Annotated in this window: 12 protein-coding genes and 2 pseudogenes; 6 read left to right on the top strand and 8 right to left on the bottom strand. The window is 40.8% G+C overall.

Annotation, left to right across the window (positions count from 1 at the left end; all coding sequences use genetic code 11):
• The first annotated feature begins 367 nt into the window (after window positions 1-367).
• Both H6G41_RS21755 and H6G41_RS21750 read left to right on the top strand, forming a co-directional pair.
• Complete coding sequence (locus H6G41_RS21755; RefSeq protein ID WP_190748526.1) at window positions 368-5,038, top strand: tetratricopeptide repeat protein; 4,671 nt, start codon at window positions 368-370, stop codon at window positions 5,036-5,038.
• A gap of 209 nt (window positions 5,039-5,247) precedes the next feature.
• Window positions 5,248-5,535 (top strand): hypothetical protein, encoded by a 288-nt coding sequence (locus tag H6G41_RS21750; protein WP_190748523.1) that lies wholly within the window; start codon window positions 5,248-5,250, stop codon window positions 5,533-5,535.
• A gap of 211 nt (window positions 5,536-5,746) precedes the next feature.
• On the opposite strand, the gene bioF is transcribed toward H6G41_RS21750, so the two are convergent.
• From bioF to H6G41_RS21735, 3 genes are all read right to left on the bottom strand, one after another.
• Window positions 5,747-6,925 (bottom strand): 8-amino-7-oxononanoate synthase, encoded by a 1,179-nt coding sequence (bioF, locus tag H6G41_RS21745; RefSeq protein WP_190748521.1) that lies wholly within the window; start codon window positions 6,923-6,925, stop codon window positions 5,747-5,749.
• Between the two features lie 72 nt (window positions 6,926-6,997).
• Entirely contained in the window at window positions 6,998-7,636 is a 639-nt protein-coding gene (gene ruvA, locus H6G41_RS21740) for a Holliday junction branch migration protein RuvA (RefSeq protein ID WP_190748519.1), read from the bottom strand.
• Entirely contained in the window at window positions 7,633-8,394 is a 762-nt protein-coding gene (locus tag H6G41_RS21735; protein ID WP_190748517.1) for a sucrose-phosphate phosphatase, read from the bottom strand. Before H6G41_RS21735 ends, ruvA begins: the two co-directional genes overlap by 4 nt.
• A 203-nt stretch (window positions 8,395-8,597) precedes the next feature.
• On the opposite strand from H6G41_RS21735, the pseudogene H6G41_RS21730 reads away from it, so the two are divergent.
• Window positions 8,598-9,040, top strand: a pseudogene (locus tag H6G41_RS21730) (retroviral-like aspartic protease family protein).
• 11 nt (window positions 9,041-9,051) lie between these two features.
• Here H6G41_RS21730 and H6G41_RS21725 read toward each other — a convergent pair.
• The 3 genes from H6G41_RS21725 to H6G41_RS21715 all read right to left on the bottom strand — a co-directional run bounded on the left by H6G41_RS21725 (window position 9,052) and on the right by H6G41_RS21715 (window position 12,553).
• Window positions 9,052-10,158, bottom strand: a complete 1,107-nt coding sequence (locus H6G41_RS21725) for a sensor histidine kinase (protein WP_190748515.1) — start codon at window positions 10,156-10,158, stop codon at window positions 9,052-9,054.
• Between the two features lie 7 nt (window positions 10,159-10,165).
• Window positions 10,166-11,323 carry an FIST N-terminal domain-containing protein gene (locus H6G41_RS21720; protein ID WP_190748513.1) on the bottom strand — a complete coding sequence of 386 codons (1,158 nt, stop codon included), beginning with the start codon at window positions 11,321-11,323 and terminating at the stop codon, window positions 10,166-10,168.
• A 411-nt stretch (window positions 11,324-11,734) separates the two neighbouring features.
• A complete protein-coding gene (locus H6G41_RS21715) occupies window positions 11,735-12,553 on the bottom strand; it encodes a hypothetical protein (protein WP_190748511.1) in 819 nt (272 codons plus the stop codon).
• Between the two features lie 873 nt (window positions 12,554-13,426).
• Here H6G41_RS21715 and nifJ point away from each other — a divergent pair.
• Entirely contained in the window at window positions 13,427-16,996 is a 3,570-nt protein-coding gene (gene nifJ, locus H6G41_RS21710) for a pyruvate:ferredoxin (flavodoxin) oxidoreductase (RefSeq protein WP_190748509.1), read from the top strand.
• A 124-nt stretch (window positions 16,997-17,120) separates the two neighbouring features.
• On the opposite strand, the gene H6G41_RS21705 is transcribed toward nifJ, so the two are convergent.
• Complete coding sequence (locus tag H6G41_RS21705; RefSeq protein ID WP_190748639.1) at window positions 17,121-18,497, bottom strand: ATP-binding protein; 1,377 nt, start codon at window positions 18,495-18,497, stop codon at window positions 17,121-17,123.
• Window positions 18,498-19,094: 597 nt separating this feature from the next.
• Here H6G41_RS21705 and H6G41_RS21700 point away from each other — a divergent pair.
• Both H6G41_RS21700 and H6G41_RS21695 read left to right on the top strand, forming a co-directional pair.
• Window positions 19,095-21,017: a transglycosylase domain-containing protein gene (locus H6G41_RS21700; RefSeq protein WP_242038006.1), complete on the top strand. Its 1,923-nt coding sequence runs from the start codon at window positions 19,095-19,097 to the stop codon at window positions 21,015-21,017.
• Between the two features lie 62 nt (window positions 21,018-21,079).
• Window positions 21,080-21,757 carry a response regulator transcription factor gene (locus H6G41_RS21695; protein WP_190748508.1) on the top strand — a complete coding sequence of 226 codons (678 nt, stop codon included), beginning with the start codon at window positions 21,080-21,082 and terminating at the stop codon, window positions 21,755-21,757.
• A 464-nt stretch (window positions 21,758-22,221) separates the two neighbouring features.
• Here the strand turns inward: H6G41_RS21695 and H6G41_RS21690 are convergent.
• Window positions 22,222-22,554, bottom strand: a pseudogene (locus H6G41_RS21690) (IS4 family transposase); the annotation flags it as partial.

Here is a 22,554-nt window from a genome sequence, read left to right as displayed (position 1 = left end):
AAGTTACAGCTATTGTTGCACAGGATGATTTTTGTTTGGTTACCTAGATAGGGAAGGCTATGAAGATAAGAAAAATGCGATCGCCTCAATGATTTTTGAGAAGATTTTCCCACTGTGAGCCGCCCACAGGTGCAAAAATATTTACGGTGATTGCGATCGCTTCATATCATATTCAAACTATATTCCCCCAGCACCCATTTCCCCTGTGATTAACTTTTTGAGCGCAATTATCAATAATTAGAATGTTGTGGAGTTCCCTTACCAATTTAATTATCGCGATTTTTTTGTTGCATTTTATTAAAACAGAATCATCAGGATTTGAGTGATAATACGGTGAAGGTTATTGTAGAATCTACTGCTCGTAGCCATGTCCCTGACATTTACCTTCGCTCTGAGTCAACAGCAAACCTTTGAATTGCGCTGCAATTATGGTTCCCGTTCCTTGGATTCATCGGAGTTAACAACACTGATTGATTCCTCCGAGCAATATTACTACAATCGCAAAATCGATCGCTTACCTTATCTCACTCAGTTGGGACGACGACTTTATCAATGGTTGGACGGTAAGGAAGGCTGGCTGAGAAGGGCGCTAGATGAAGCAGATGAGCAGACAATTTATTTAGATTTAATTCAAACCAGTGAAACCCAGGGGTTAAACGCAGATAGTCAACGGGTAGCCTTAGGACTAGCACATTTACCTTGGGAATTGCTACATGATGGTCGGGGGTTTTTACGCATATTACCTGTGCGTTCTGTACAGCAGCGTCAAACTCAAGCGATCGCCGTGCAAAATCGCCCGTTGCGGTTGCTGTTTATGGCGACTGCGCCGGAAGATCCTAGAATTACTGCACTGGGATTTGAGCGAGAAGAAGCGAATATTTTACAAGCAACCAAGAATCAGCCTTTGGCGTTAATTGTTGAAGAAAGCGGTTCCGTTGCAGAGTTAGCCAATTTGGTGAAATCATATCCAGAAGATTACTTTGATGTCTTTCACCTCACCGGACACGGCATAATTTATACCAAAAAAGATTACGGCTTGTTGCTGCCAAAAGGGGAAACTCTACCAGATAATACACCCTGCTTTATCACTGAGGATGAAGTGGGGAATTTAAAACTTACCACCGTGAATGATTTAGCTAAAGCCTTTCGCGGACGCTGGCCTCGTGTCATATTTCTGTCTGGCTGTCATACGGGACAGGTTCCCAACCAAGGGACAGTACCCTCAATGGCGCAAGCATTGGTAAAGGCGGGTGCGGGTATAGTTTTAGGCTGGGCGCGTCCGGTGATAGAGAACACGGGTATTATAGCGGCACAGGCACTTTACCAAGCTTTGGCGACGGGGGAAACTTTGGAAGCATCTGTAAAAGCGGCGCAGCAGGAGATGCTTGATAAACAATGTACCGATTGGCATTTATTGCGGGTGTATAGGGATACTCGCAGTATTGCAGAGTTGGTAACACCACTGAGAACCAGAAACCGCGAAAAGCTGAAGTTTACAGTCCCAGAGCAAGAATTTCTCGATGAGCATAATCAAGTTAAAGTAGCCAGTCGGTTGGAATTTGTCGGTCGCAGAAGGCCTTTGCAACGATGTTTGAGGGCGTTACAGGAAACCAGCGAGCAAATCGGCGTGTTGATTGCGGGGATGGGAGGATTGGGAAAAAGTAGTCTGGCGGCGCGGTTATGTACGCGGGTTGAGGCGCAACGTCCTAATTTTGCGCGGGTGGTGTTGATTGGCCCTTTGGATGAAAAGGGTTTGCTGAATAAGCTTTCTAATAAGTTTCAGCGATTTGCTGATGTCCCTGCATTGTTAAATGAACCAAATGTAACTCTTGAAGGGCGGTTGCAAAACTTTTTTGAGGTAATTGAACAAGAACACAACCAACCTTTGCTGTTGGTGCTGGATGACTTTGAGCAAAATATCCCCGAGGCGAATATTGAGGATGGCTCATTGCGGATGACGGCAGAAGCTTACAAGATTTTAGCAGCGATTTGTGCGGCATTGGCAGAGAATGGGGGAGAAAGTCGGTTGATTGTTACGTCTCGCTATTTAAAGTCAGATACTTTACCACCCCATCGCCTACACTTGGAATCTTTGACAGGAATGAGTAGTAGCGATATTGAGAAAATTTGCTTTGCTTTAGATCAGGAAGTGAAGCAACAGTTAAAAACTCAACGGATTCTCAAAATTGCTGATGGTAATCCCCGGTTGTTGAAGTGGCTGTTAGAAGTAATTCAGCAACCAGGAATAGCAACCGATGAATTGCTTAATCGTTTGGAAGCGACTGAGCAGAAATTCCGCGAGAATATTTTGGCACAAACTTTGCTGGATACTTTGGAGGTGGATGAAAAAAAGTTTCTGGCTAGGTTGAGCGTGTTTCATCTACCCGTGACAGAAGAAATTATTCATGCTATTCCTTCAACTACTGCTCCACTCTCTAAACTTGTGAGTCTCAGCCTAGTAGAATTTGCGATTAATTATTCTACTCAAATAATTACCTATCGAGTAACTACTATTTTAGAACCGTTATTAAGACCAGTTTTAAGTGCACAAGAGTGGCATACAGCCCGTCAAGAAGGAGTGAAAAGTATTTATCAAGCCTGGTGGCAAGAATCTGATATTACAATTGATTCATTAACTTTTAGCGAAGACCAATCTCTAGAAATTGTGCGTTTAGGATTGTTGGCACAAGCAGAGGAAATAACGGTTAATGTTGCATATTTAATTGCTAAAGTAAGATTTGATTTTTCTCGGTTTTTAGAAGCATATGAATTATGCCAGCAAATTCTTGCAGTATTTCCAGATTACCGCATTTTAGGTACAATTGCCAAAACGGAACGTATCCTTGGTTTATTCGAGCAAGCAAAGCTTCATTATCAGCAAGCGATAGACCTTTGCCCAGAAAGCGATTTAAAAAGAAAAGCAGCTTTCATGGCGAATTTGGCAAAGTTTACCTATTCTCAAGGATCAACAGAAAAAGCGATTGAATTATATAAACAATCGCTGGATATCTATGATAATATAAACGATTTTGATGATGAAATTTTATATAGTAAAGCTCGTGCTATGGCTGATTTGGCAAGCCTTATAGCAAGACAAGGAAATATTGAAGATGCTATGTCTTTATGGAAAGAATGTTTAGAAATATCTAAAAAATTAAGCATTTCTACCTCTCGCCTAGAAGCACAAATATTAATGTACAGGGGGTATGTTGCTAGAGCACAAAAAGATATCAAAGCGGCTATTGAACTGTACTATAAATCAAAAGAAATATCTGAAGCAAACGGAGATTTACATAATCATGCTGTGGCTCTTGCTGAGATAGCAGAATTAGTAGCCGAACAGGGTGATATAGAAAGCTCCCTATCTTTATTAGAAGAATCTTTAGAAATACAAGAGAAAATAAGTGACGTACCAGGTAAAGCCAGAACGTTGTCTAAAATGGCAAACCTAACTTTCGAGCAAGGAAATATTGAACAAGCAATTTTATTGTGGAAAAAGGTATTACCAATTCAAGAGTATATAAAAGATACTCAAGGTCAAGGTAAAACTCTTTTTGCAATGTTAAATTATTTTTTACAAAAAGGAGATTATGACCAAGGATTTTCTTTGTGTTTAGAATTATTACCCATCCAAAAAAAGAATAATGATGTGCAAGGTAAAATTGTAACCTTGTATTTTATGGCAGAATATTTAACAAAACAAAGGGATTTTAAAAAAGCATTTCCTTTATGGCAAGAATTATTACTATTGCATGAAATTGTTGATGATGTTGAATTTAAATTAACAATTAAATCAAGAACCCTCACCTCTTTAGCACCGATGATTGCTTTACAAGGAGATTTAGAACAAGCAATCTCTTTATGGCAGCAATTGCTAAAAGTTCAAGAAAATACTCACAATTTAGCAGGTAAAGCCTACACTTTAGGCAAAATAGCTTTTTATACTGCTCAAAATGGTGATATTCCTAGCGCCATCCCTTTATGGGAAGAGTCATTGACAATATCTACCAATATTAATAGTATCGAAGTCAAAGCCACAACGTTAGCCGAAATGGCATGGTGGGTAGCGGAACAAGGAGACTTTGTTAAAGGAATTTCCTTATGTGAGGAAGCTTTGGAATTATCTCGAAGCATCAATTTTGTTCCAGCACAAGCTGTTTCTCTAGCCCATATGGCGCGGTGTTTTGCAAAACAAGGAGATAGCACTAGAGCGATCGCTTCGTGGGAACAGGCCTTAGAATTATACGAGCAAGTTAACGATCTGCAAGGACAATCAGCTTCTTTGCATAGCATGGCAGAGTTTATCTACAAACAAGGAGAATTAGATAAAGCACTTGCTTTATTGCAGAAATCTGCGGAAATCTGTGAGCCGATTAATGACATTCCCGGTAAAATAGCTGCACTTACCTTCATGGCTCATGTGCTCACCCAGCAAGAAAAATTAGACCAAGCGCTCTCTGTATATGAGAAATTGTTAGATATATTTGAACAGATGGGTGATGTTGACAGTCAAACAACAATTCTTGCACACATGGCTTGGTATAGAATTAAGCAAGGCGAGATTGTGAAAGCGATCGCATTGTGGCTACGTATAAAAGATATTCAACAGCCAGTCAACGCTCCTCAAACCCAACCAGATGAAACTGAGAATCTAGTTCTGCTGGCTCAAGCAATATGGCTTTCTTTACGGATAAAATCGTCTTTGGTAGAGAAAATTCGGCTAATTCATTCCTTGTATGTAGCAGTGCCTCAAGATTATGAATTACAAGCTTTATTAGGCACAACAGGTTCTTATATGTGTTTTTTAGAACGCGATGAAGGACATCCTCAGCTAGAAGAGTTGGAGGAAATATGTTTGACAATGATGCAAGCAGCAGCAGTATTTCAAGGCATAGAAAACCAACAAGATTATAATGCTTGGTTTGAACAACAACAATTGGGTAGTCCAGGATATTTCCTGACTCGACTTAATCAACGCTTAGAGGAGATAGTAGGGGATGAGTGGTTATTCGATCGCAGTCAGCTTGTAGGGGAATGAAGAAAAAGTGCGATCGCGTTAACAGGGATATATCTGCATTGATGCTAATGTGAGATAATTGCGATCGCTAACCAGGTTTGACAGTAATTGTCGTCATGTTACTGGCAGGTATTTTTCTATCTATTCTCTGAGAAACAAGGGATGAAGAACCACAATCGTAGTAGGGGCACGGCACCAGTAAGATTATTGTATATACAAGAAGATTGTGGATGCCGTGCCCCTACAGTGTGGTTTATTTACCTGAAAATTGCTGTAAGTGCAATCGCCTTTCCAGTCTCAAAAGTATTGAGTGCGATCGCTTCTCGACAAAATGCGATGTCTACCACCAGGCGATGCAGTATCTAAGCCAAATCAGCCTTCTTTCCCAAAATTACCTCATCCATAGAGAACCTCAACTCCTTCATAACCAACCAGATGAGGTTGTCTATCAACGAGACCTCATCCATAGAGAAGGCGATCGCATTTGTGACCAACCAGATCGGGTTGTCTATCAATGAGTACTCATCCATAGAGAAGGCGATCGCATTTGTGACCAACTAGATCGGGTTGTCTATCAACGAGTACTCATCCATAGAGAAGGCGATCGCATTTGTGACCAACTAGATCGGGTTGTCTATCAATGAGTACTCATCCATAGAGAAGGCGATCGCATTTGTGATCAAGGAGTTGAGGTTAAGGGAAAAAAGGGGAAAGGGGAAAGAAAAACCTTTAACCTTTAACCGTTACGAATTCTCGCAATGCTGCTACTAATTTCTCAATATGCGTTGCTTGATGCGTCGCCATTGCAGATATGCGAATGCGGCTTGTGGGTACGGTTGGCGGGCGTATGGCTGGGGCGAAAATTCCTGCATCTTTTAAATATTTACCTGCTGTTAACGCATCTGCGGCGGTTGGTAATTGAAAACATAATATAGGTGATTCGGAAGGTAGTAATTTTAATTCCGATACCTGTTGTTGCATTAATTTTTTTAAGTAAGCGACATTCTCCCACAGTTGAGTGCGGCGTTGGGGTTCCTGCTGTACTATTTCAATGGCGGCTAAGGCTGCGGCTGTGTCTGCGGGGGAAAGTCCTGTAGTATAAATCCAAGTGGGGGCGCGATTGCGTAAGAAATCAATTAAGGTGGCGCTTCCGGCGACATATCCGCCTAAACTACCTAGGGCTTTACTCAATGTGCCGATTTGAATAAGTTGCTTTCCTGTACAGTTAAAGTGTTCCACACAACCTGCGCCAGTTTTACCCATGACACCAGTTGCATGAGCTTCATCTACTAGGAGCATACAGCTAAATTCTGCTGCTATATCTATTAATGTGGGTAAGGGACATAAATCGCCGTCCATGCTGAAGACGCTATCGGTGAGGATTAAACAGCGGCGGTAATTTTGTCTTTGCTTAATTAACTGATTTTTTAAAGCTGTAACATCACAGTGGGGATATTCGATAACTGCTCCACCACTGAGAATTGCACCATTTTTCAGGCTGGAATGATTATATTGGTCAGAGAGGATTAAATCGCGCTTACCTACCAATGCTGCGATCGCACCTAAATTTGCTAAATACCCTGAACTAAATACTAATGCATCTTCGGTTTGTTTCAAAGATGCGATCGCTCTTTCTAATTGTTGGTGTAATTCCCGATGTCCACTGAGTAATCGAGAACCTGTGCTTCCTGTGCCAAATTCTTGAGTAGCTGCAACCCCGGCTGTAATTAAACGCTGATCCCCCGCTAATCCTAAGTAGTCATTGCTGGCAAAATTTATTACTTCCCGCCCTTCTAAAAACACAGTAGCACCACATCGCCCATCAATCGTTTGGACTGAGCGATACCAATCCGCCCGATGAATAGTTTCCAAAGACTGCTCTAGCCAAGCATAAGGATCTATGGGCATTTATTGTTGACGGTTGACGGTTGACGGTTGACGGTTGACTGTGGTCACTGAGCGAAGTCGAAGTGTTGACTATTAACTAATTTGTTCGCTGCTGCTAAGATGAGCGATCGCTTGTTTAATCCAATCTTCTACATAAGCATCTTTGGGGAGTCCAATGTCTTCGCTGACTACATGTAAGGCGTGGCTGACTTCGTGGGCGGTATAGCCTAAAGCAAACAATGTCATTTGCACTTCTTCGAGAATACCTGGTGCTGGCCCGCCTGTGGCGACGAAGAAGCCTGCTGATTTGCGCCACTCGATTAATTTGCTTTTGAGTTCTAAACAAATACGTTCGGCGGTTTTCTTACCCACACCTGGCGCTTGAATGAGAATTTGAATGTTCGCAGCGATAATTGCTTGGACTAAATCTGGAAGTTCTAAGGTGTCTAACAGGGTAATCGCTAAAGCCGCACCAATACCGCTAACACTCAGCAGATGACGAAATAAGTCTCTTTCTGCTGGGGAAGAAAAGCCATACAATAAGGGCACTTCTTCCCGGACTTGGTAGTGGGTAAAGATTTGCACCAATCCCCCCGACTCTGGTAAAGACTTTGTTAGCCGTTGGGGAATTTGCAAATCATACCCGATGTTATTGACCTCAAGAGTCAATATCACGCGATTACTACTTATTGTTTGAACACCAGCAACGATACCTTTGAGATAACTAATCATTGTAAAAATCCAAAATATTTCAGTCCTTCAAGAATGCCACCTGCACAAAAATTTTGGGCTAGGTAACGGTAGTCAGCTGGATGCTCATTATGCCACTGAAGTAACTCAGGACGAGCATTACCAACAATGATTCCCCTTTCGTTGCCTACAGCAAATAAAGCAATATCATTACCCGAATCGCCACAGACAACAGTTTGTTCGGCTGCAAATTTCCACTTTTGGCGTAAAAATTGCATTGCCTGACCTTTATCGCTGGAAAGGGGAACAATGTCAAGATCAATTCCGCTACTATAGATTAACTTTTTCTTTAATTTATGTTTTTGTAACTCTAACTCAAGTTGCGATAAAACTCCAGATGCTTCAGATTGTTCTAAGAAAAAGCTAACTTTAAAGGGGCGCTGTTCTGACTCTGGTTGCAATTTTAACTCAGGGTATTTTGCAGTTATTGATAGTATCAATTCGCGATTCCAGCCGGGAGAAAGAATTTCTGACCAGTCTGGATCTGGGATATCGCTATTATCAAAGTAAATTTCCGTACCTACAGATGATATCAGTGCATCTGGTTGGATAAGATTTTTTTCGCTTTGTAACTCCCGGTAAAGTTGAGGCGATCGCCCGGTAGCATAGACAATTTTTGTACCATGTAATTCACGATGTTGCTGTAGGCGATCGCTTAACTCTCCACGAGCATCATCATTGCCTGCATCATGATCTACAAAGGTATGATCTAAATCAGATACGAATAAAAAATTAGTCATAGCAACTCCTGTAAACACAGCTATGTTACGAAACGTAAATATACCTGAAAGCCCTACCAATGACAATTAACTTAAGAAAGGTAAAAGGCTGAGACTAGGAAAAAATTTATTTTCCCTGTTGCCAAATTCAGCGCAACTATCTTAAGTATGAAAGATAAAAAAGATGTATTTCAACCAGTAGGCGCAAGAAATAGGAAAATTATATGACACTGAGCAAAAGTGAAAAAATGGGCAAAGTAACTACCACAATCACTATTACTAACCAAATTGACCAGACTCTTGCAGAACGAGGATTTATTCCCACAGAACAAATACGCTCAATTACTTTACATGATGTTTTAGTTGACACAGGTGCAACCAGACTGTGCTTACCTAAAAATATTATTCTTGATTTGGGATTACCTCTTCAAGGGGAAGTAGATATAAAAATAGCAACAGGATTACAGAAAGCGCGGATTTTTAAAATGTTAATCTTTCAGTTGAGGGACGAGAAGGGACATTTAATTGTATTGAATTACCAGAAGGTTCTGATGCATTATTAGGATTAATACCTTTAGAAGATTTAGGATTAGAACCAGATTTACAAAATCAGAAATTGCGAATTTTGCCAGTTGAAGGAAAAGATACTTATTTGATGGTTTTATAAATAGTCAATGGTCATTTGTTATTCTCCTCCTCCCCTAGTACATCACGGGGTCTAATTAGCTGCTGGAGAGGAATTTGAATCACAAACTCTGTTCCTTGTTCAGGTGTCGAAAAAAATTCTAACTTGCCGCCATGTTTTTCGGTAATAATTTGATAACTAATAGCCATTCCCATTCCCGTTCCCTTCCCGATAGGTTTTGTGGTAAAGAACGGATTGAAAATATTTTTTTGAATCGCTTCGGGAATTCCAATCCCATTATCAGCGATCGCAATTTTTACCCAATGTGAATCAACGACAGAAGTATGAATGGTGATGCGACTGGGATGATCTTGGATTTGGCGATAAGTTCGTTTAGCATTGAATTGTGCGATCGCATCAAGAGCATTTGCCAGGATATTCATAAATACCTGATTGATCTGTCCGGCATAACATTCTACATTGGGTAAGTTGCCATAGTCTTTAGTGACTAAAATTTCTGGGCTTTTGTCATTAGCTTTCAGGCGGTGCTGCAAAATTAACAACGTATTATCAATTCCTTCATGAATATCTACCGCCTTGAACTCACTTTCATCCAAACGAGAGAAATTACGGAGTGACAGCACAATTTCTCGGATGCGTTCTGTGCCGATATTGATTGAATGCAATATTTTAGTTGCATCTTTTTCGAGAAACTCTAAATCAATGGCTTGACGTTCGTTTTGAATTTCGGCTGGTGGATTGGGGAAGTAACTGTGATAAAGCTCAACCAGTCGCAGTAAGTCATGGGTATATTGCTTGATATGGCTGATGTTGCCGTAAATAAAGCTTACAGGATTGTTAATTTCATGAGCAATGCCTGCTACCATTTGACCTAGAGCAGACATTTTTTCGTTTTGAATCATCTGAGTTTGCATTTTATGCAAACTATCTAACGTATCTTCTAACTCTTGGCTTCTTTGCTGTAATTTAGTTTGTGAGTCTTCTAACTCACTAATAACTTTCTTCAGTAAAAACTCCTTGGTGGAAATGTCAGATTCTAACTGGCGGCGTTCATTTTCGCAGCGTTCCAGCTTTTTTCGCAAGATGCGGTTTGCCTTTTCCAATTCTTGGAATTGTATGGAATTGTCCTGGTTATCCATGCACCACTCATTTTGTTCCTATTAACAGTGTGACAAAAGTTTTATTATGAAATTGTGTTTGACCTTTGCCAACCAAAGGAGCAATTTCACCGTAAGCATAGAAACCACAACAAACTAATGCCTCTGGTAAATGAGTTTTGACAAGCTGATACTCTTGTGTTGCAAGAGTTCCCAAAATTCGCCGCCTAGCAGCACAGGAAATCAGTAACGCTGCGGTTGGCTCTAAACCAGGATAATGGGTGAGAGCATTCTTTAAAGATGTCTCAGAAGCTGACAGAATATCATCACGAGTTGCATCAGTAATTTGGACAACTGCCTGTTCAGGAATATCTGAAAAGAAAGTAACACTACCAGTTTGTTGATCGTATCCATTGGGCGCACGCATATAAAAATGGTCTTGATCTTGAAAAACTGCTAGGGCATGAATTGCATAGTTGGCAGCAAATCGTTCTTTTCCCAGATAGTGCTGATAAAAATCTAAGGCGCGTTGTCCATCGATTTCATAGACTACATTACCATCCACTTTCGTGACACGGCTACGTTGGCTAATAGGAGTCCAGCCACTAGCTACTCCGTGGGAAAATAAGAGTTTGCCAAAGAACAGCAACACTGGTACTGAATCACTTAACACTTCACCCTGAAAAAATTGGTAGGTCTTATCAAAGGTATAATCATCGGCAGCCATTCCTCCAATGATGGGAATATGCCCTCCCAGGCTTTGTTTTAAACCGTCTAAAATCAATACGCCATTGCTCGTTAAACTATCGGGAAAAGTCAAGCATAATTGTGGTGTAGATGTACTCTTTGCCATTGCTTGAGCGATCGCAATTTGGGCTGCAAGCGCCGGATTTTTCGATGCTCCCCTTCCAATACCTGCGCGAATTTCCACTTCGTCTGTAGCAAACAGCATTAAAGTTAGAGAATCTTGTTGAAACTCCAGAGTTGAGGATATTTCTCCATTTGTCGTACCACCGATTAACTCAATTCCCGGAAAAGCGTCTTGGATACGTTGTAAAATTAACACATGATCAAAGTCAATAGCAGTGAATAAAATTCCAGCTTGAGGAATTAAACCGCCAAAGGAAGAACTACATTGTTGAATAACTTCAGCGATCGCGTTTTGAGAATCAGGATCGTTACTATGACCTACAACAACTCTAAACACAGTTACCTCATTTTTAGCGTGAATATTTAGTGTGCTAATTTAATTTGAATGTCCGCACCTTACACCCTACAATTAGATTTCCCACTTAGATCAGCTAAATCTCAATTCACTTTTTTTTCTTAGTAATAAAAAATTTATAGGTTAACTGGTATTTTGAGAATTGCAAAAAACATTGATGGATAGAATGCTCACCTAGCATGATTTTTAGGGGATTTTGTTACTTTCTATAGGATTGCCATTTACCCCTAAAAACTAAAACACCCAACAATAAAAATTAAGTGTTGGGTGTTTTGCTGATTTGTTTTAGTGCGCGGTTGCTATAAATACTAAATAGCATTATTTAATTTCTATCTCGCAATGAGGCACTATTTTTTTGATTAGCTTGTCCTACAAATTTACAGCAATCAGGGATTATTTCATACTAATCCTATTAGGCTGAGAGATATTCTTTACTGCATTGGCAACATAGATGTAAGTTCCTACTCTGGGAAAAAATTCAAATGGTTGTTGCCGTGCTTCCTGCTGTAAAGCAGGAGGTAGTAAAGTGAATATTTGTCTGAAATCGGTTCTAACTTTTTCAGTAAAACTTGAAACTAGCAAACAAGATGAATTAGCTTGTTTCTTTCCAGTAGTTTGGTCATAGAAAATTTGTGAAAATGCCTTGACTGTCAAATCATCTTTAGGGGAAACATAGACCAAGTATCCTTTTGTATCTAATTCATCAGCTTTGCTTTCCGCATCTCTTACATTATCAAAGAAAGCAATTTCAGTTTGTTGAATTTTCTGAGGGCATTGATTTGCTACAGGTAATCCAGCTACTACACTGTATATTCTGCCGTTAATAGGAGCATTAACAGTGAACAATGTGTTAGTTCTAGGACTCATAGCCATTGCTGCTTGGAAATCAAACCAACCTTCAGTTAATGAGCCATTAATTCCGTTTTTCTGCTTATTTTGTGCGAGTACTTGTTTATAAGCAGCTGGAAAATCGCTGACATTTTCAGGAAGAATAGCACTTAGATCGGGATGAGGAAGAGCTAAGTCATATTTCAAAATATCACCATATATCTTTACTCCTTCTGCCTGTTGTTCTGGAGTGATGTAAAAAGTGACTATCCCACGAGATGGAGGCGGAGGCGGAGGCGATTGTTGAGCTAAAGCAGGGCTAGCACCACTTAGATACACAACAAAGCTAAGTATAACGGCAAGAAACGAAGTAATTTTTTTCATGAATTATCCGGAATATTCTCTGTTACTGAGGTTTTATCATTGGAGCGGTTTTTCTCAACCACGCACATCTTTGAGACATTTATCGCAGTATGCCTTGTTTTAATACATGACAACTATAGTATATTTACTTAAGTTCGTAAAAGGTTATTAGCTTGTGGGTATTGCTATCTCATGAACCCTAATGGCCTGTCAATTTTGTTTTGAGGGATTTTTGATAGCGTGTCCGTTGGCGCAGCGAAGGACAAACGTCTCACTCACGCGGGCTTTCCGTCCCGCACTACAAGTCCATCATTTTTATCTTGACAGAGTACTAGCCGCCCACCAAGAAAGTTATTTAATTCTCGAACCTCGACCCCAAAATTATCAATCATTTGTCTGAAATATATAGCCCAAGGTTTTTCAGCCTCTTGAGTACAAGATTAATATATATAAATTTAGATAAAATAACTTGTGGAATAATAATACAAGAATGAGAGATAAATTATGCGAGATGAAGTATGAAGTATGAAGTATGAAATTATCTATCTATAACGAGATAGGGTATGAATTTTGAAAAAATCTGTTGGCGCACTGACTTTTTATCCTTGATTGGTTATATTTCAGACTTATTAAGTCGATAGATTCTGTTGGAATATAGGCAAAAAAAGTTATTTAAAAGTGAATATTTAAAAATTGTATTGCCTGGTATTACCTAACTCTAATTCTTCTAATCATGAATTTCCTGAATTTTGAGTAATAGGCAGTTATAAATAAAACCTGATTTAAATGGCTAGAAATAAAGAGTCCAAATTATGGACTCTTAAAGTGTGTTTATGCCCTTCTACAGAGCAATGAGAATATCTTCGCATCTGGCTAATAAAGCAGGAGTCAATAATGAACAAAACCTTTGCGACTATTGACGGGAATGAGGCTGTTTCCCGGATTGCTTATAAATTAAATGAAGTAATCGCCATTTATCCTATCACCCCCTCCTCAACAATGGGTGAATGGGCTGATGCTTGGGCGGCGGAAAATCGTCCTAACCTTTGGGGTACGGTTCCCAGTGTGGTACAAATGCAAAGTGAAGGTGGCGCTGCTGGTGCTGTACATGGGGCGTTACAAACGGGTTCCCTGAGTACTACTTTCACAGCTTCTCAAGGGTTATTGTTAATGATTCCCAATCTCTACAAAATCGCTGGGGAATTAACAAGTACGACAATTCACGTTGCTGCACGTTCTTTAGCTACCCATGCTTTATCTATCTTCGGCGATCATAGCGATGTGATGGCAGCTAGGGCAACAGGTTATGCAATGCTGTGTTCGGCTTCGGTGCAGGAAAATCTCGATTTTGCGCTGATTTCCTATGCTGCGACATTAGAAGCGCGAGTTCCGTTTATGCATTTTTTTGATGGGTTTCGTACCTCCCATGAAGTGCAGAAGGTAAAATTACTCTCCGATGATGATTTGCGATCGCTCATCAACGACGATCTCATTTTAGCTCACCGCAGCCGCGCCCTTACCCCAGACCGCCCAGTACTGCGAGGTACAGCCCAAAACCCCGATATTTACTTCCAATCTCGTGAAGGCGCTAACCCTTATTACAGCGCTACCCCCGAAATTGTCCAACGCTTAATGGATAAATTTGGCGATCGCACTGGCAGGTATTATCAAATATATGAATATCATGGCGCACCGGATGCCGAGCGCGTCGTTGTCATCATGGGTTCCGGTTGTGAAACAGTCCATGAAACCGTAGATTACCTCAACAACCAAGGGGAAAAAGTCGGTGTTGTCAAAGTCAGACTATATCGCCCCTTTGATGTCGAAAGATTTATCGCAGTCTTACCTAATAGTGTAAAAGCGATCGCTGTCCTCGACCGCACCAAAGAACCAGGTAGCGCCGGCGAACCCTTATATTTAGATGTAGTCACCGCCATTCATGAAGCCAATCCAAAATCCAAAATCCAAAATCTAAAATCTATTATTGGTGGGCGCTACGGTTTATCATCCAAAGAATTCACCCCCGCAATGGTGAAGGGAATTTTTGACAATCTCGCCTTACCTACACCAAAAAATCACTTTACTATCGGTATTAATGACGATGTTAGCCATACATCCCTAAACTTTGACCCCAACTTCTCCACAGAACCTGATAGTGTTGTCCGGGCGATGTTTTACGGCTTAGGTTCTGATGGAACAGTCGGCGCTAACAAAAACTCCATTAAAATTATAGGTGAGGAAACAGACAACTACGCCCAAGGCTACTTTGTCTACGACTCCAAAAAATCAGGTTCGATGACAGTTTCTCACCTGCGCTTCGGACTCCAGCCAATTCGCTCAACCTACCTCATCGATAAAGCTAACTTTATTGGTTGTCACCACTGGGGATTTTTAGAAAATATTGACATTCTCAAAGCGGCGATTCCGGGGGCGACGATTTTAGTTAATAGTCCCTACGATGCGGATACGGTGTGGAAACAGCTACCTGTGAAGGTACAGCAGCAAATTATCGACAAGCACCTGAAATTATATGTAATTAATGCTAACCAAGTCGCCCGCAGTAGCGGCATGGGCGGTAGAATTAATACCATTATGCAGGTATGCTTCTTTGCCTTAGCTAATGTTTTACCACAAGCAGAAGCGATCGCCAAAATTAAGCAAGCCATTGAAAAAACCTACGGTAAAAAAGGCGCAGAAGTTGTGCGCATGAATTTGCAAGCCGTAGATAATACCCTCGCTAACCTACATAAGGTAGACATACCCCAAACAATTTACCAGCCCCAATCCCCCAGCGAAAATACACAATTACTCGACAGCGCCCCAGAATTTATCCGCGAAGTTCTGGGTAAAATCATGATTTGGGAAGGTGATGATTTACCTGTCAGTTCACTACCAGCTGACGGTACATTCCCCACAGGTACAACCAAATGGGAAAAGCGCAACGTCGCCGAAGAAATTCCTGTATGGGATGAAGATGTCTGCGTTCAATGTAGTAAATGTGTGATGGTATGTCCCCACAGCGCCATCCGCGCTAAGGCGTATCAGCCGAGTGAGTTAGTGAATGCACCAACAAGCTTTAAGTCAGTTGACGCCAAAGATAGAGACTTCGCCAACCAGAAATTTACCATCCAGGTAGCCCCAGAAGATTGTACAGGCTGCGCTATTTGTGTAAATGTCTGCCCAGCCAAAAATAAAACTGAGCCGTTGAAAAAAGCCATTAACATGGCACAGCAACTACCATTAAGGGAACAAGAGCGCAAAAACTGGGATTTCTTCTTAAATTTACCCAATCCCGACCGCAGACAGCTAAAACTCAACCAAATTCGCCAACAACAACTGCAAGAACCATTATTTGAATTTTCCGGTGCTTGTGCTGGTTGTGGAGAGACACCCTATTTAAAATTATTGACACAATTGTTTGGCGATCGCTCAGTCATTGCCAATGCTACCGGTTGTTCTTCCATCTACGGCGGAAATTTACCCACAACTCCTTGGACAACCAACGCCCAAGGAAGAGGCCCAGCATGGTCTAATAGTTTATTTGAAGATAACGCCGAATTTGGTTTTGGTTTCCGCCTTTCCTTAGATAAACAAGCCGAATTTGCAGCCGAACTGCTGCAAAAATTCAGCGGTGAAATTGACGATAACCTCATTCACCCCATCCTCAACGCTACGCAAAACACCGAAGCTGATATTTGGGAACAACGGGAACGAGTAGAGTTGTTGAAAAAACGACTAGATGAAATCATCAATTCCGCATCAGACCTCAATCTAAAATCCAAAATCCAAAATCTAAAATCGATTGCAGATTACCTAGTCAGAAAAAGCGTTTGGATTGTCGGCGGTGACGGCTGGGCGTATGATATTGACTTTGGCGGTATCGATCATGTTTTAGCCAGTGGTCGCAATGTGAATATCTTAGTCATGGATACAGAAGTATATTCCAACACAGGCGGACAATCATCAAAAGCCACCCCCAAAGCAGCCGTAGCCAAATTTGCCGCCAGTGGTAAGCCTGCGCCGAAAAAAGACCTCGGTTTAATCGCCATGACCTACGGTAATGTCTACGTAGCCAGTGTAGCCTTAGGCGCAAGAGACGAACATACCCTGAGAGCATTTTTAGAAGCCGAAGCCTTCAACGGCCCATCATTGATTATTGCTTACAGCCATTGCATCGCCCACGGCATTAACATGACCACAGGCATGAATCATCAAAAATCTTTGATAGAATCAGGAAGGTGGTTGCTGTATCGGTATAATCCTGAGTTGCAAAAAGATGGTAAGAATCCACTGCAATTGGATATGCGATCGCCTAAGCAATCGGTAGAGCAATCAATGTATCAAGAAAATCGCTTCAAAATGCTCACCAAGAGTAAGCCAGAAGTCGCCAAACAACTCCTAGAACAAGCGCAAGCGGAAGTAGATGCGCGTTGGTTGATGTATCAATATTTAGCCAATCGCTAATCACTACTTAAGCTCATCCCACCCCTAAAAAGAAGTGGGATTTAGCGGGTATAGGGCATTAGTGGTTTTTCCCATGCTCCATTACCTATGCCCACAAACTCCACCCACAAGGGGATGGAGTTTTTCATGTATGATTTGCTGTTGCTGTGATATTTTGAGGCATTTTGACCTTAAAAGTAGTACCAATACCTACCTCACTTTCTACATAAATTCGTCCCTGATGTAGTTCAACACACTTTTTCACTACAGCTAAACCTAGTCCAGTACCAACAATTTTACCTACATTCTCTGCACGATGAAAAGGCTCAAATAAATGCTGCTGAAATTCTGATGGTATACCTATGCCAGAATCTTTAACTTGAAAAATTATTGCATCTGTTTCACAACTAAGGATTAATAATATATCTGTCTCTGGCGACGAGTATTTTATGGCATTAGAAAGTAAATTACTGAGAATTGAATACAACAAATTCTCATCTAATTGGGCATGGGTACAGTTACTTTGGGTGACAAATTTAATTGGATGTTGTGGTTGATTGCAAAACTGAATGTCTTCAATTAAGTTAAGACAAAATGCTTCCAAATCTATAAGTTCGGGATGAAATTCTAATTTACCAGCTTCTGCCCTAGTCAGAGTCAAAATATCTGTCAGTAATTGGTTCATTGACCTGGCTGAAGATTGAATCCGATGCAAATTTTTCAGCTTTTTTTCTTCTGTCCATTGCTGATTGCTCTGAGCTAATAATTGAGCCGAGCCTAAAATAATACTCAAAGGTGTGCGAAATTCATGAGACACCATCGAAAAAAAGCGCAATTTTAATTCGCTAAGTTCTTTTTCTTGAGCTAATGTTCGTTGCAAAGCTTCAGCTTGCTGGCGCTTAACCAATTGTTGATAGAGCAAGGTATAAACAGCTAACAAAATAGCAAAACTCAGTACTGTACCCAGGAATTCAATCAACATTCGATTGTGAATATTTTGCTGGGAATGTTTGACCGAAATTTCTAGTAACTGTTCTTCTCTCGCTTGCAACTGAGCCAGAGTTTGACGAATTTCACCACGAGTTTGGTTAATTTTCGTAGCTTGCAGCGAAAATGTTGAGTCGCCTAATTGCTGAAGATTAAGCGACTGTTTAGATAGTTCAATTCTTTGCGCAATTAAGACTTTTAGCTTCATGAGTTGCTGCTGTTGAGCAGGATCTTCAGCCAGTTGTTGTTGCAACTCTTTGACTTTAGCATCTAAGCTTTGCATTGCTCGATCGTAACGTTCTAGTTCTGCTCGCTCTCCAAATAGAATATATCCTCTACGTCCGGCTTCAGCATCAGTCAGAGTAGCGAAAATATCAATCAGGTTTTTCATTACCTCATGTGTGTGCTTCACTTGAGCGCTACTTTCAATTAACTGAGTAGCATTTTGATAAGAAATGAAGCTGACAATACCCATTAATAGTATGGATAAACCAAAACCAGAAGCAATCCATTTACCTTCTGGTGACCATTTCATCATGCTCAATTTTTTCATGGTCACAGCACGCAATACTCTGCAAACAATTTTACTGGTTGGAATACCCTATGGAATTCATATTTATTTTTGGCAAATTTAGGTATAGTTTTATTCTCTCTGAATTGTATACCCTAGTAATTTCCGCGGTCAAATCTGATGACCTTAACTGAACTAAGGCGGTGTAAATAAGTCCAACTATGTTACAAAAAGTAAATAGACTTGCTACTATTGCCAATTATTTTAATTGTGCCGAACTAGTAACAAGCGATCGCCTGCACCTAACTACTTAAGTAAACTACCCGATTTCTACCCAATTTTTACCCGTTATCTCCACAACTGCTTGTTAAGCTAATAATTGAATTAACCTCTATAACACTATATCTTCTCCAAGCTATTAAAAATAATCAGTTTGGAGAATTTTAATTATCAGCATTATCAGCGATCTCATCTGTTTTATATATAGTTATCATAGTAATTTATCCACTTTGACATTTGCAAAATTATTGTAATTGCCGAAAAATAAGAGCATAGTTTGGTAAAAAACTAGCGAGCAATATTTAAATTTACAAATGAGGAAGTGGAATTACCGTGTCTTCTTTGAAAACTATTGACAAAAAGCGATCGCAAATTCAGACTTTACCTAAGTTAGAGTTCTGGAAAGGAGTTGGTCAAATAACTGGGGGTACGCTCCTATCAATTATTATGTTATCAACTTCTGTGATATCTGGAGGATTAGTGGGTTTAGCCTTTAGTTTCCAGAATTTACCAGATGTAAGACAACTGCGCAACTTCTTTCCGTCAGAAACAACTTATATCTATGATATTAAAGGTAAGCTTTTAGCACATATACATGGGGAAGCTAATCGAGAAGTTGTAACTTTAAATAACATTTCTCCCCATTTAAAAAGAGCAGTATTAGCTAGTGAAGACAGTCACTTCTACGAACATCATGGTATTTATCCTGCTGGTATCGGACGTGCTGCATTAGTCAATTGGGCGGCTGGGGGTGTACGAGAGGGTGGTTCCACAATCACCATGCAGTTGGTGAAAAATCTCTTTCTATCGCCGCAGCGTGCATTTACGCGAAAAATTGCGGAAGCAGTCTTAGCAATTCGCTTAGAGCAAGTTCTCAGCAAAGATGACATCTTAGAAATGTACCTCAATCAAGTTTACTGGGGTCACAATAACTATGGCGTGCAAACAGCAGCACGTACTTACTTTAATAAATCAGCAGCCTATTTAACCTTAGGCGAAGCAGCGATGATGGCAGGTTTAATTCAAGCCCCAGAAGAATTTAGCCCGTTTGTCAACATGAAACTAGCCAAACAACAACAAAAAGAAGTTTTGGGGCGGATGTTGCACCTAAATTGGATTAGCCAGCAAGAGTATAATAATGCCATAAAACAAGAACTTAAATTTGGCAAGATTAGGTCTTTTCAAGGTAGCGCTTTGCCATACGTTACCAATACAGTTTCTCAGGAAATAATTAAAAAATTTGGCCGAGAAGCACTGCTAAAAGGAGGAATGCGGATACAAACTACCGTAGACACCAACTTCCAAAAAATGGCAGAAAAAACCGTTCAAAAGTGGCATCGCACCCTGACAAATCGAGGAGTATACAAAAATCAAATAGCTTTAGTAGCAATCGATCCGCGCACCCACTTTATCAAAGCCCTAGTTGGTGGCGTAAATCCAAAAACTAGCGAATTTAACCGCGCCACTCAAGCACAACGTCAGCCAGGCTCTTCTTTTAAGCCTTTTGTCTACTATGCTGCTTTTGCTAGCGGTAGATTTACACCCAATTCAACGGTGTTAGATAACCCAGTTAGTTATCGAGATGGTAGTGGTTGGTATTATCCACGCAACTATGATAATAGCTTTATGGGAGCAATATCGATTCGGACAGCAATGTCTCTATCCCGGAATATCCCGGCAATTAAGTTAGGTAAAGCTGTCGGTATGAATAAAGTTATTGAAACTTGCCGGACTTTGGGAATAATGAGTCCGATGATACCTGTGAGTTCTTTACCACTAGGTGCAATTGGCGTGACACCCCTAGAAATGGCTAGTGCTTATGCCACGTTTGCTAATTATGGTTGGCAATCACCAGCCACAATTATTGCCCGTGTGACCGATAGTAGTGGCAATGTGTTGCTAGATAATACTCCGAAACCGCAACTAGTACTTGACCCTTGGGCATCAGCAGCCACTTTAGATGTGATGCAGACAGTAATTAATCAAGGAACTGGTAAAAACGCAGCTATCGGCCGTCCAGCGGCAGGAAAAACCGGTACAACCTCCTCAGAGAAGGATATTTGGTTTATTGGCACTGTACCGCAGTTAACAACGGCTATCTGGGTAGGAAGAGACGATAACCGACAACTAGCTCGCAGTGCTACCGGTGGCGGTACGGTGGCTCCTATCTGGCGTGACTTTATGCAGAAGGCACTTGTGGGCGTACCAGTAGAAAGATTTCAAGCAACTTCTAAGTTTCCTCGTCCTCAAGCCAATCGCAGATAATATTAACGTGATGTGAGGTATCGCGAACGATCCTAGTTTGTTTATTGAAAAATATTTGAGAAATGCGAATTTTGGTAGTCGAAGATGATGTGCAACTTGCAGAGATGCTAATGGAAGCCCTCACAGACCGTCAATATGTAGTGGATATTGCCCAAGATGGAGAAGAAGCATGGGATTTTATCAAGAGTTTGGAATACGATCTAGTAGTGCTAGATATTACCTTACCCAAGTTAGATGGTGTCAGTTTTTGTCAACGCTTGCGATCGCGTAATCATAGCCTGCCCGTCCTTATGTTAACAGCACGCGATACCTTGGCTGACAAAGTTACCGGGCTAGATGCAGGGGCCGATGACTATATGGTGAAACCTTTTGAAATGCCAGAGTTAATGGCTCGCATTCGTGCATTATTGCGCCGCAATCAAAGCGCCGCCTCTTTTCCAGACATGAGTTGGGGCGAGCTGTATTTAAATTCCAGCACTTATGAAGTCACCTATGCAGAACAGCCCTTACACCTGACACCAAAAGAATTTGCCCTTCTAGAACTGATGATTTCTAGCGGTCGGCGGGTACTTAGTCGAACTGGAATTATTGAGCGGATTTGGTCACTCAACGATCCGCCCAGCGAAGAAACTGTGAAATCTCACATTAAGAGCTTAAGAAATAAGCTCCGAGAAGCAGGCGCTCCTGATGATTTGATTGAAACAGTTCATGGATTAGGCTACCGCCTCAAGCAGCTGTAGAAAAATACCCGATTTCTACCCGATATTTACCCGTAACCTCCACAACTAATTGTTAAACTTCCACTAGGAATAACTCCTTTGGAACACCACAACTTCTCCAAACATTTTCATTATATAGTTTGGAGATTTTAATTTTTCACCGATAGGTCAGTGCAATTAAATATCGCAAAGGCTGTCATTAGTCATTGCCCATCTATTTACATTTCTACTTAAATAACTCTAAAGTATTGGGCGACGGAAGCATCCTAGTTTTATCGCCAACAAGCTTGAGGGTACATCTACACAGATAAATTCCACCTGTCCTTGACATTACTTCAGGGTAGGTGGATTTTGTTTTTCAGCTATTGGCTGCTAGATTAAATTTTAAATTTGAAAAGATAAAATTTTAAAATGACAATCTTATACCAATTTGAGAAAAGAATGCGACAGATGGTAGGGGCATGGCACTGCCCATTGGTGTCAACTTAAGAAGATAAAGCCCAAATTTGTTGAGTGTAAGCGTCAATCTCTCGATGGCGCTTACGCCTTGTTTTGACCAATCCAAACAGCTTTTGACGTTCGACAAGATAGGGAACAGCCTCAGATGCATCACCACGGAGAACAGCTTGGGAGAAATGGTATAAACTGCGGAAAAACATCTCTGTAGAAATTCGGTCTAAAGGCTGCTGAAGAGCGAGAGTGCTTCGCACACGCTTCGCGAACGCTATATCGATGCATAATTGATTGAGAACAGCATAAAAAATCCAAGTGGCAAAAATTTGGATTTGTACGCCGTTTGTATCACCCACCCAGATATA

Source organism: Tolypothrix sp. FACHB-123 (genome assembly GCF_014697075.1).
In the GTDB taxonomy this organism is placed as follows: Bacteria; Cyanobacteriota; Cyanobacteriia; order Cyanobacteriales; family Nostocaceae; genus Aulosira.
The sequence above is the reverse complement of the archived record's forward strand: the minus strand, read 5'-3'. Positions and strand labels throughout refer to the sequence as shown.

Coding starts and splice junctions, on each gene's coding strand:
- H6G41_RS21695 (WP_190748508.1), top strand. CDS start 21,080: ATGCGAATTTTGGTAGTCGAAGATGATGTGCAACTTGCAGAGATGCTA.
- H6G41_RS21735 (WP_190748517.1), bottom strand. CDS start 8,394: ATGACTAATTTTTTATTCGTATCTGATTTAGATCATACCTTTGTAGAT.
- H6G41_RS21715 (WP_190748511.1), bottom strand. CDS start 12,553: ATGAAAAAAATTACTTCGTTTCTTGCCGTTATACTTAGCTTTGTTGTG.
- ruvA (WP_190748519.1), bottom strand. CDS start 7,636: ATGATTAGTTATCTCAAAGGTATCGTTGCTGGTGTTCAAACAATAAGT.
- bioF (WP_190748521.1), bottom strand. CDS start 6,925: ATGCCCATAGATCCTTATGCTTGGCTAGAGCAGTCTTTGGAAACTATT.
- H6G41_RS21725 (WP_190748515.1), bottom strand. CDS start 10,158: ATGGATAACCAGGACAATTCCATACAATTCCAAGAATTGGAAAAGGCA.
- H6G41_RS21755 (WP_190748526.1), top strand. CDS start 368: ATGTCCCTGACATTTACCTTCGCTCTGAGTCAACAGCAAACCTTTGAA.
- H6G41_RS21705 (WP_190748639.1), bottom strand. CDS start 18,497: ATGAAATGGTCACCAGAAGGTAAATGGATTGCTTCTGGTTTTGGTTTA.
- nifJ (WP_190748509.1), top strand. CDS start 13,427: ATGAACAAAACCTTTGCGACTATTGACGGGAATGAGGCTGTTTCCCGG.
- H6G41_RS21750 (WP_190748523.1), top strand. CDS start 5,248: ATGCCGTGCCCCTACAGTGTGGTTTATTTACCTGAAAATTGCTGTAAG.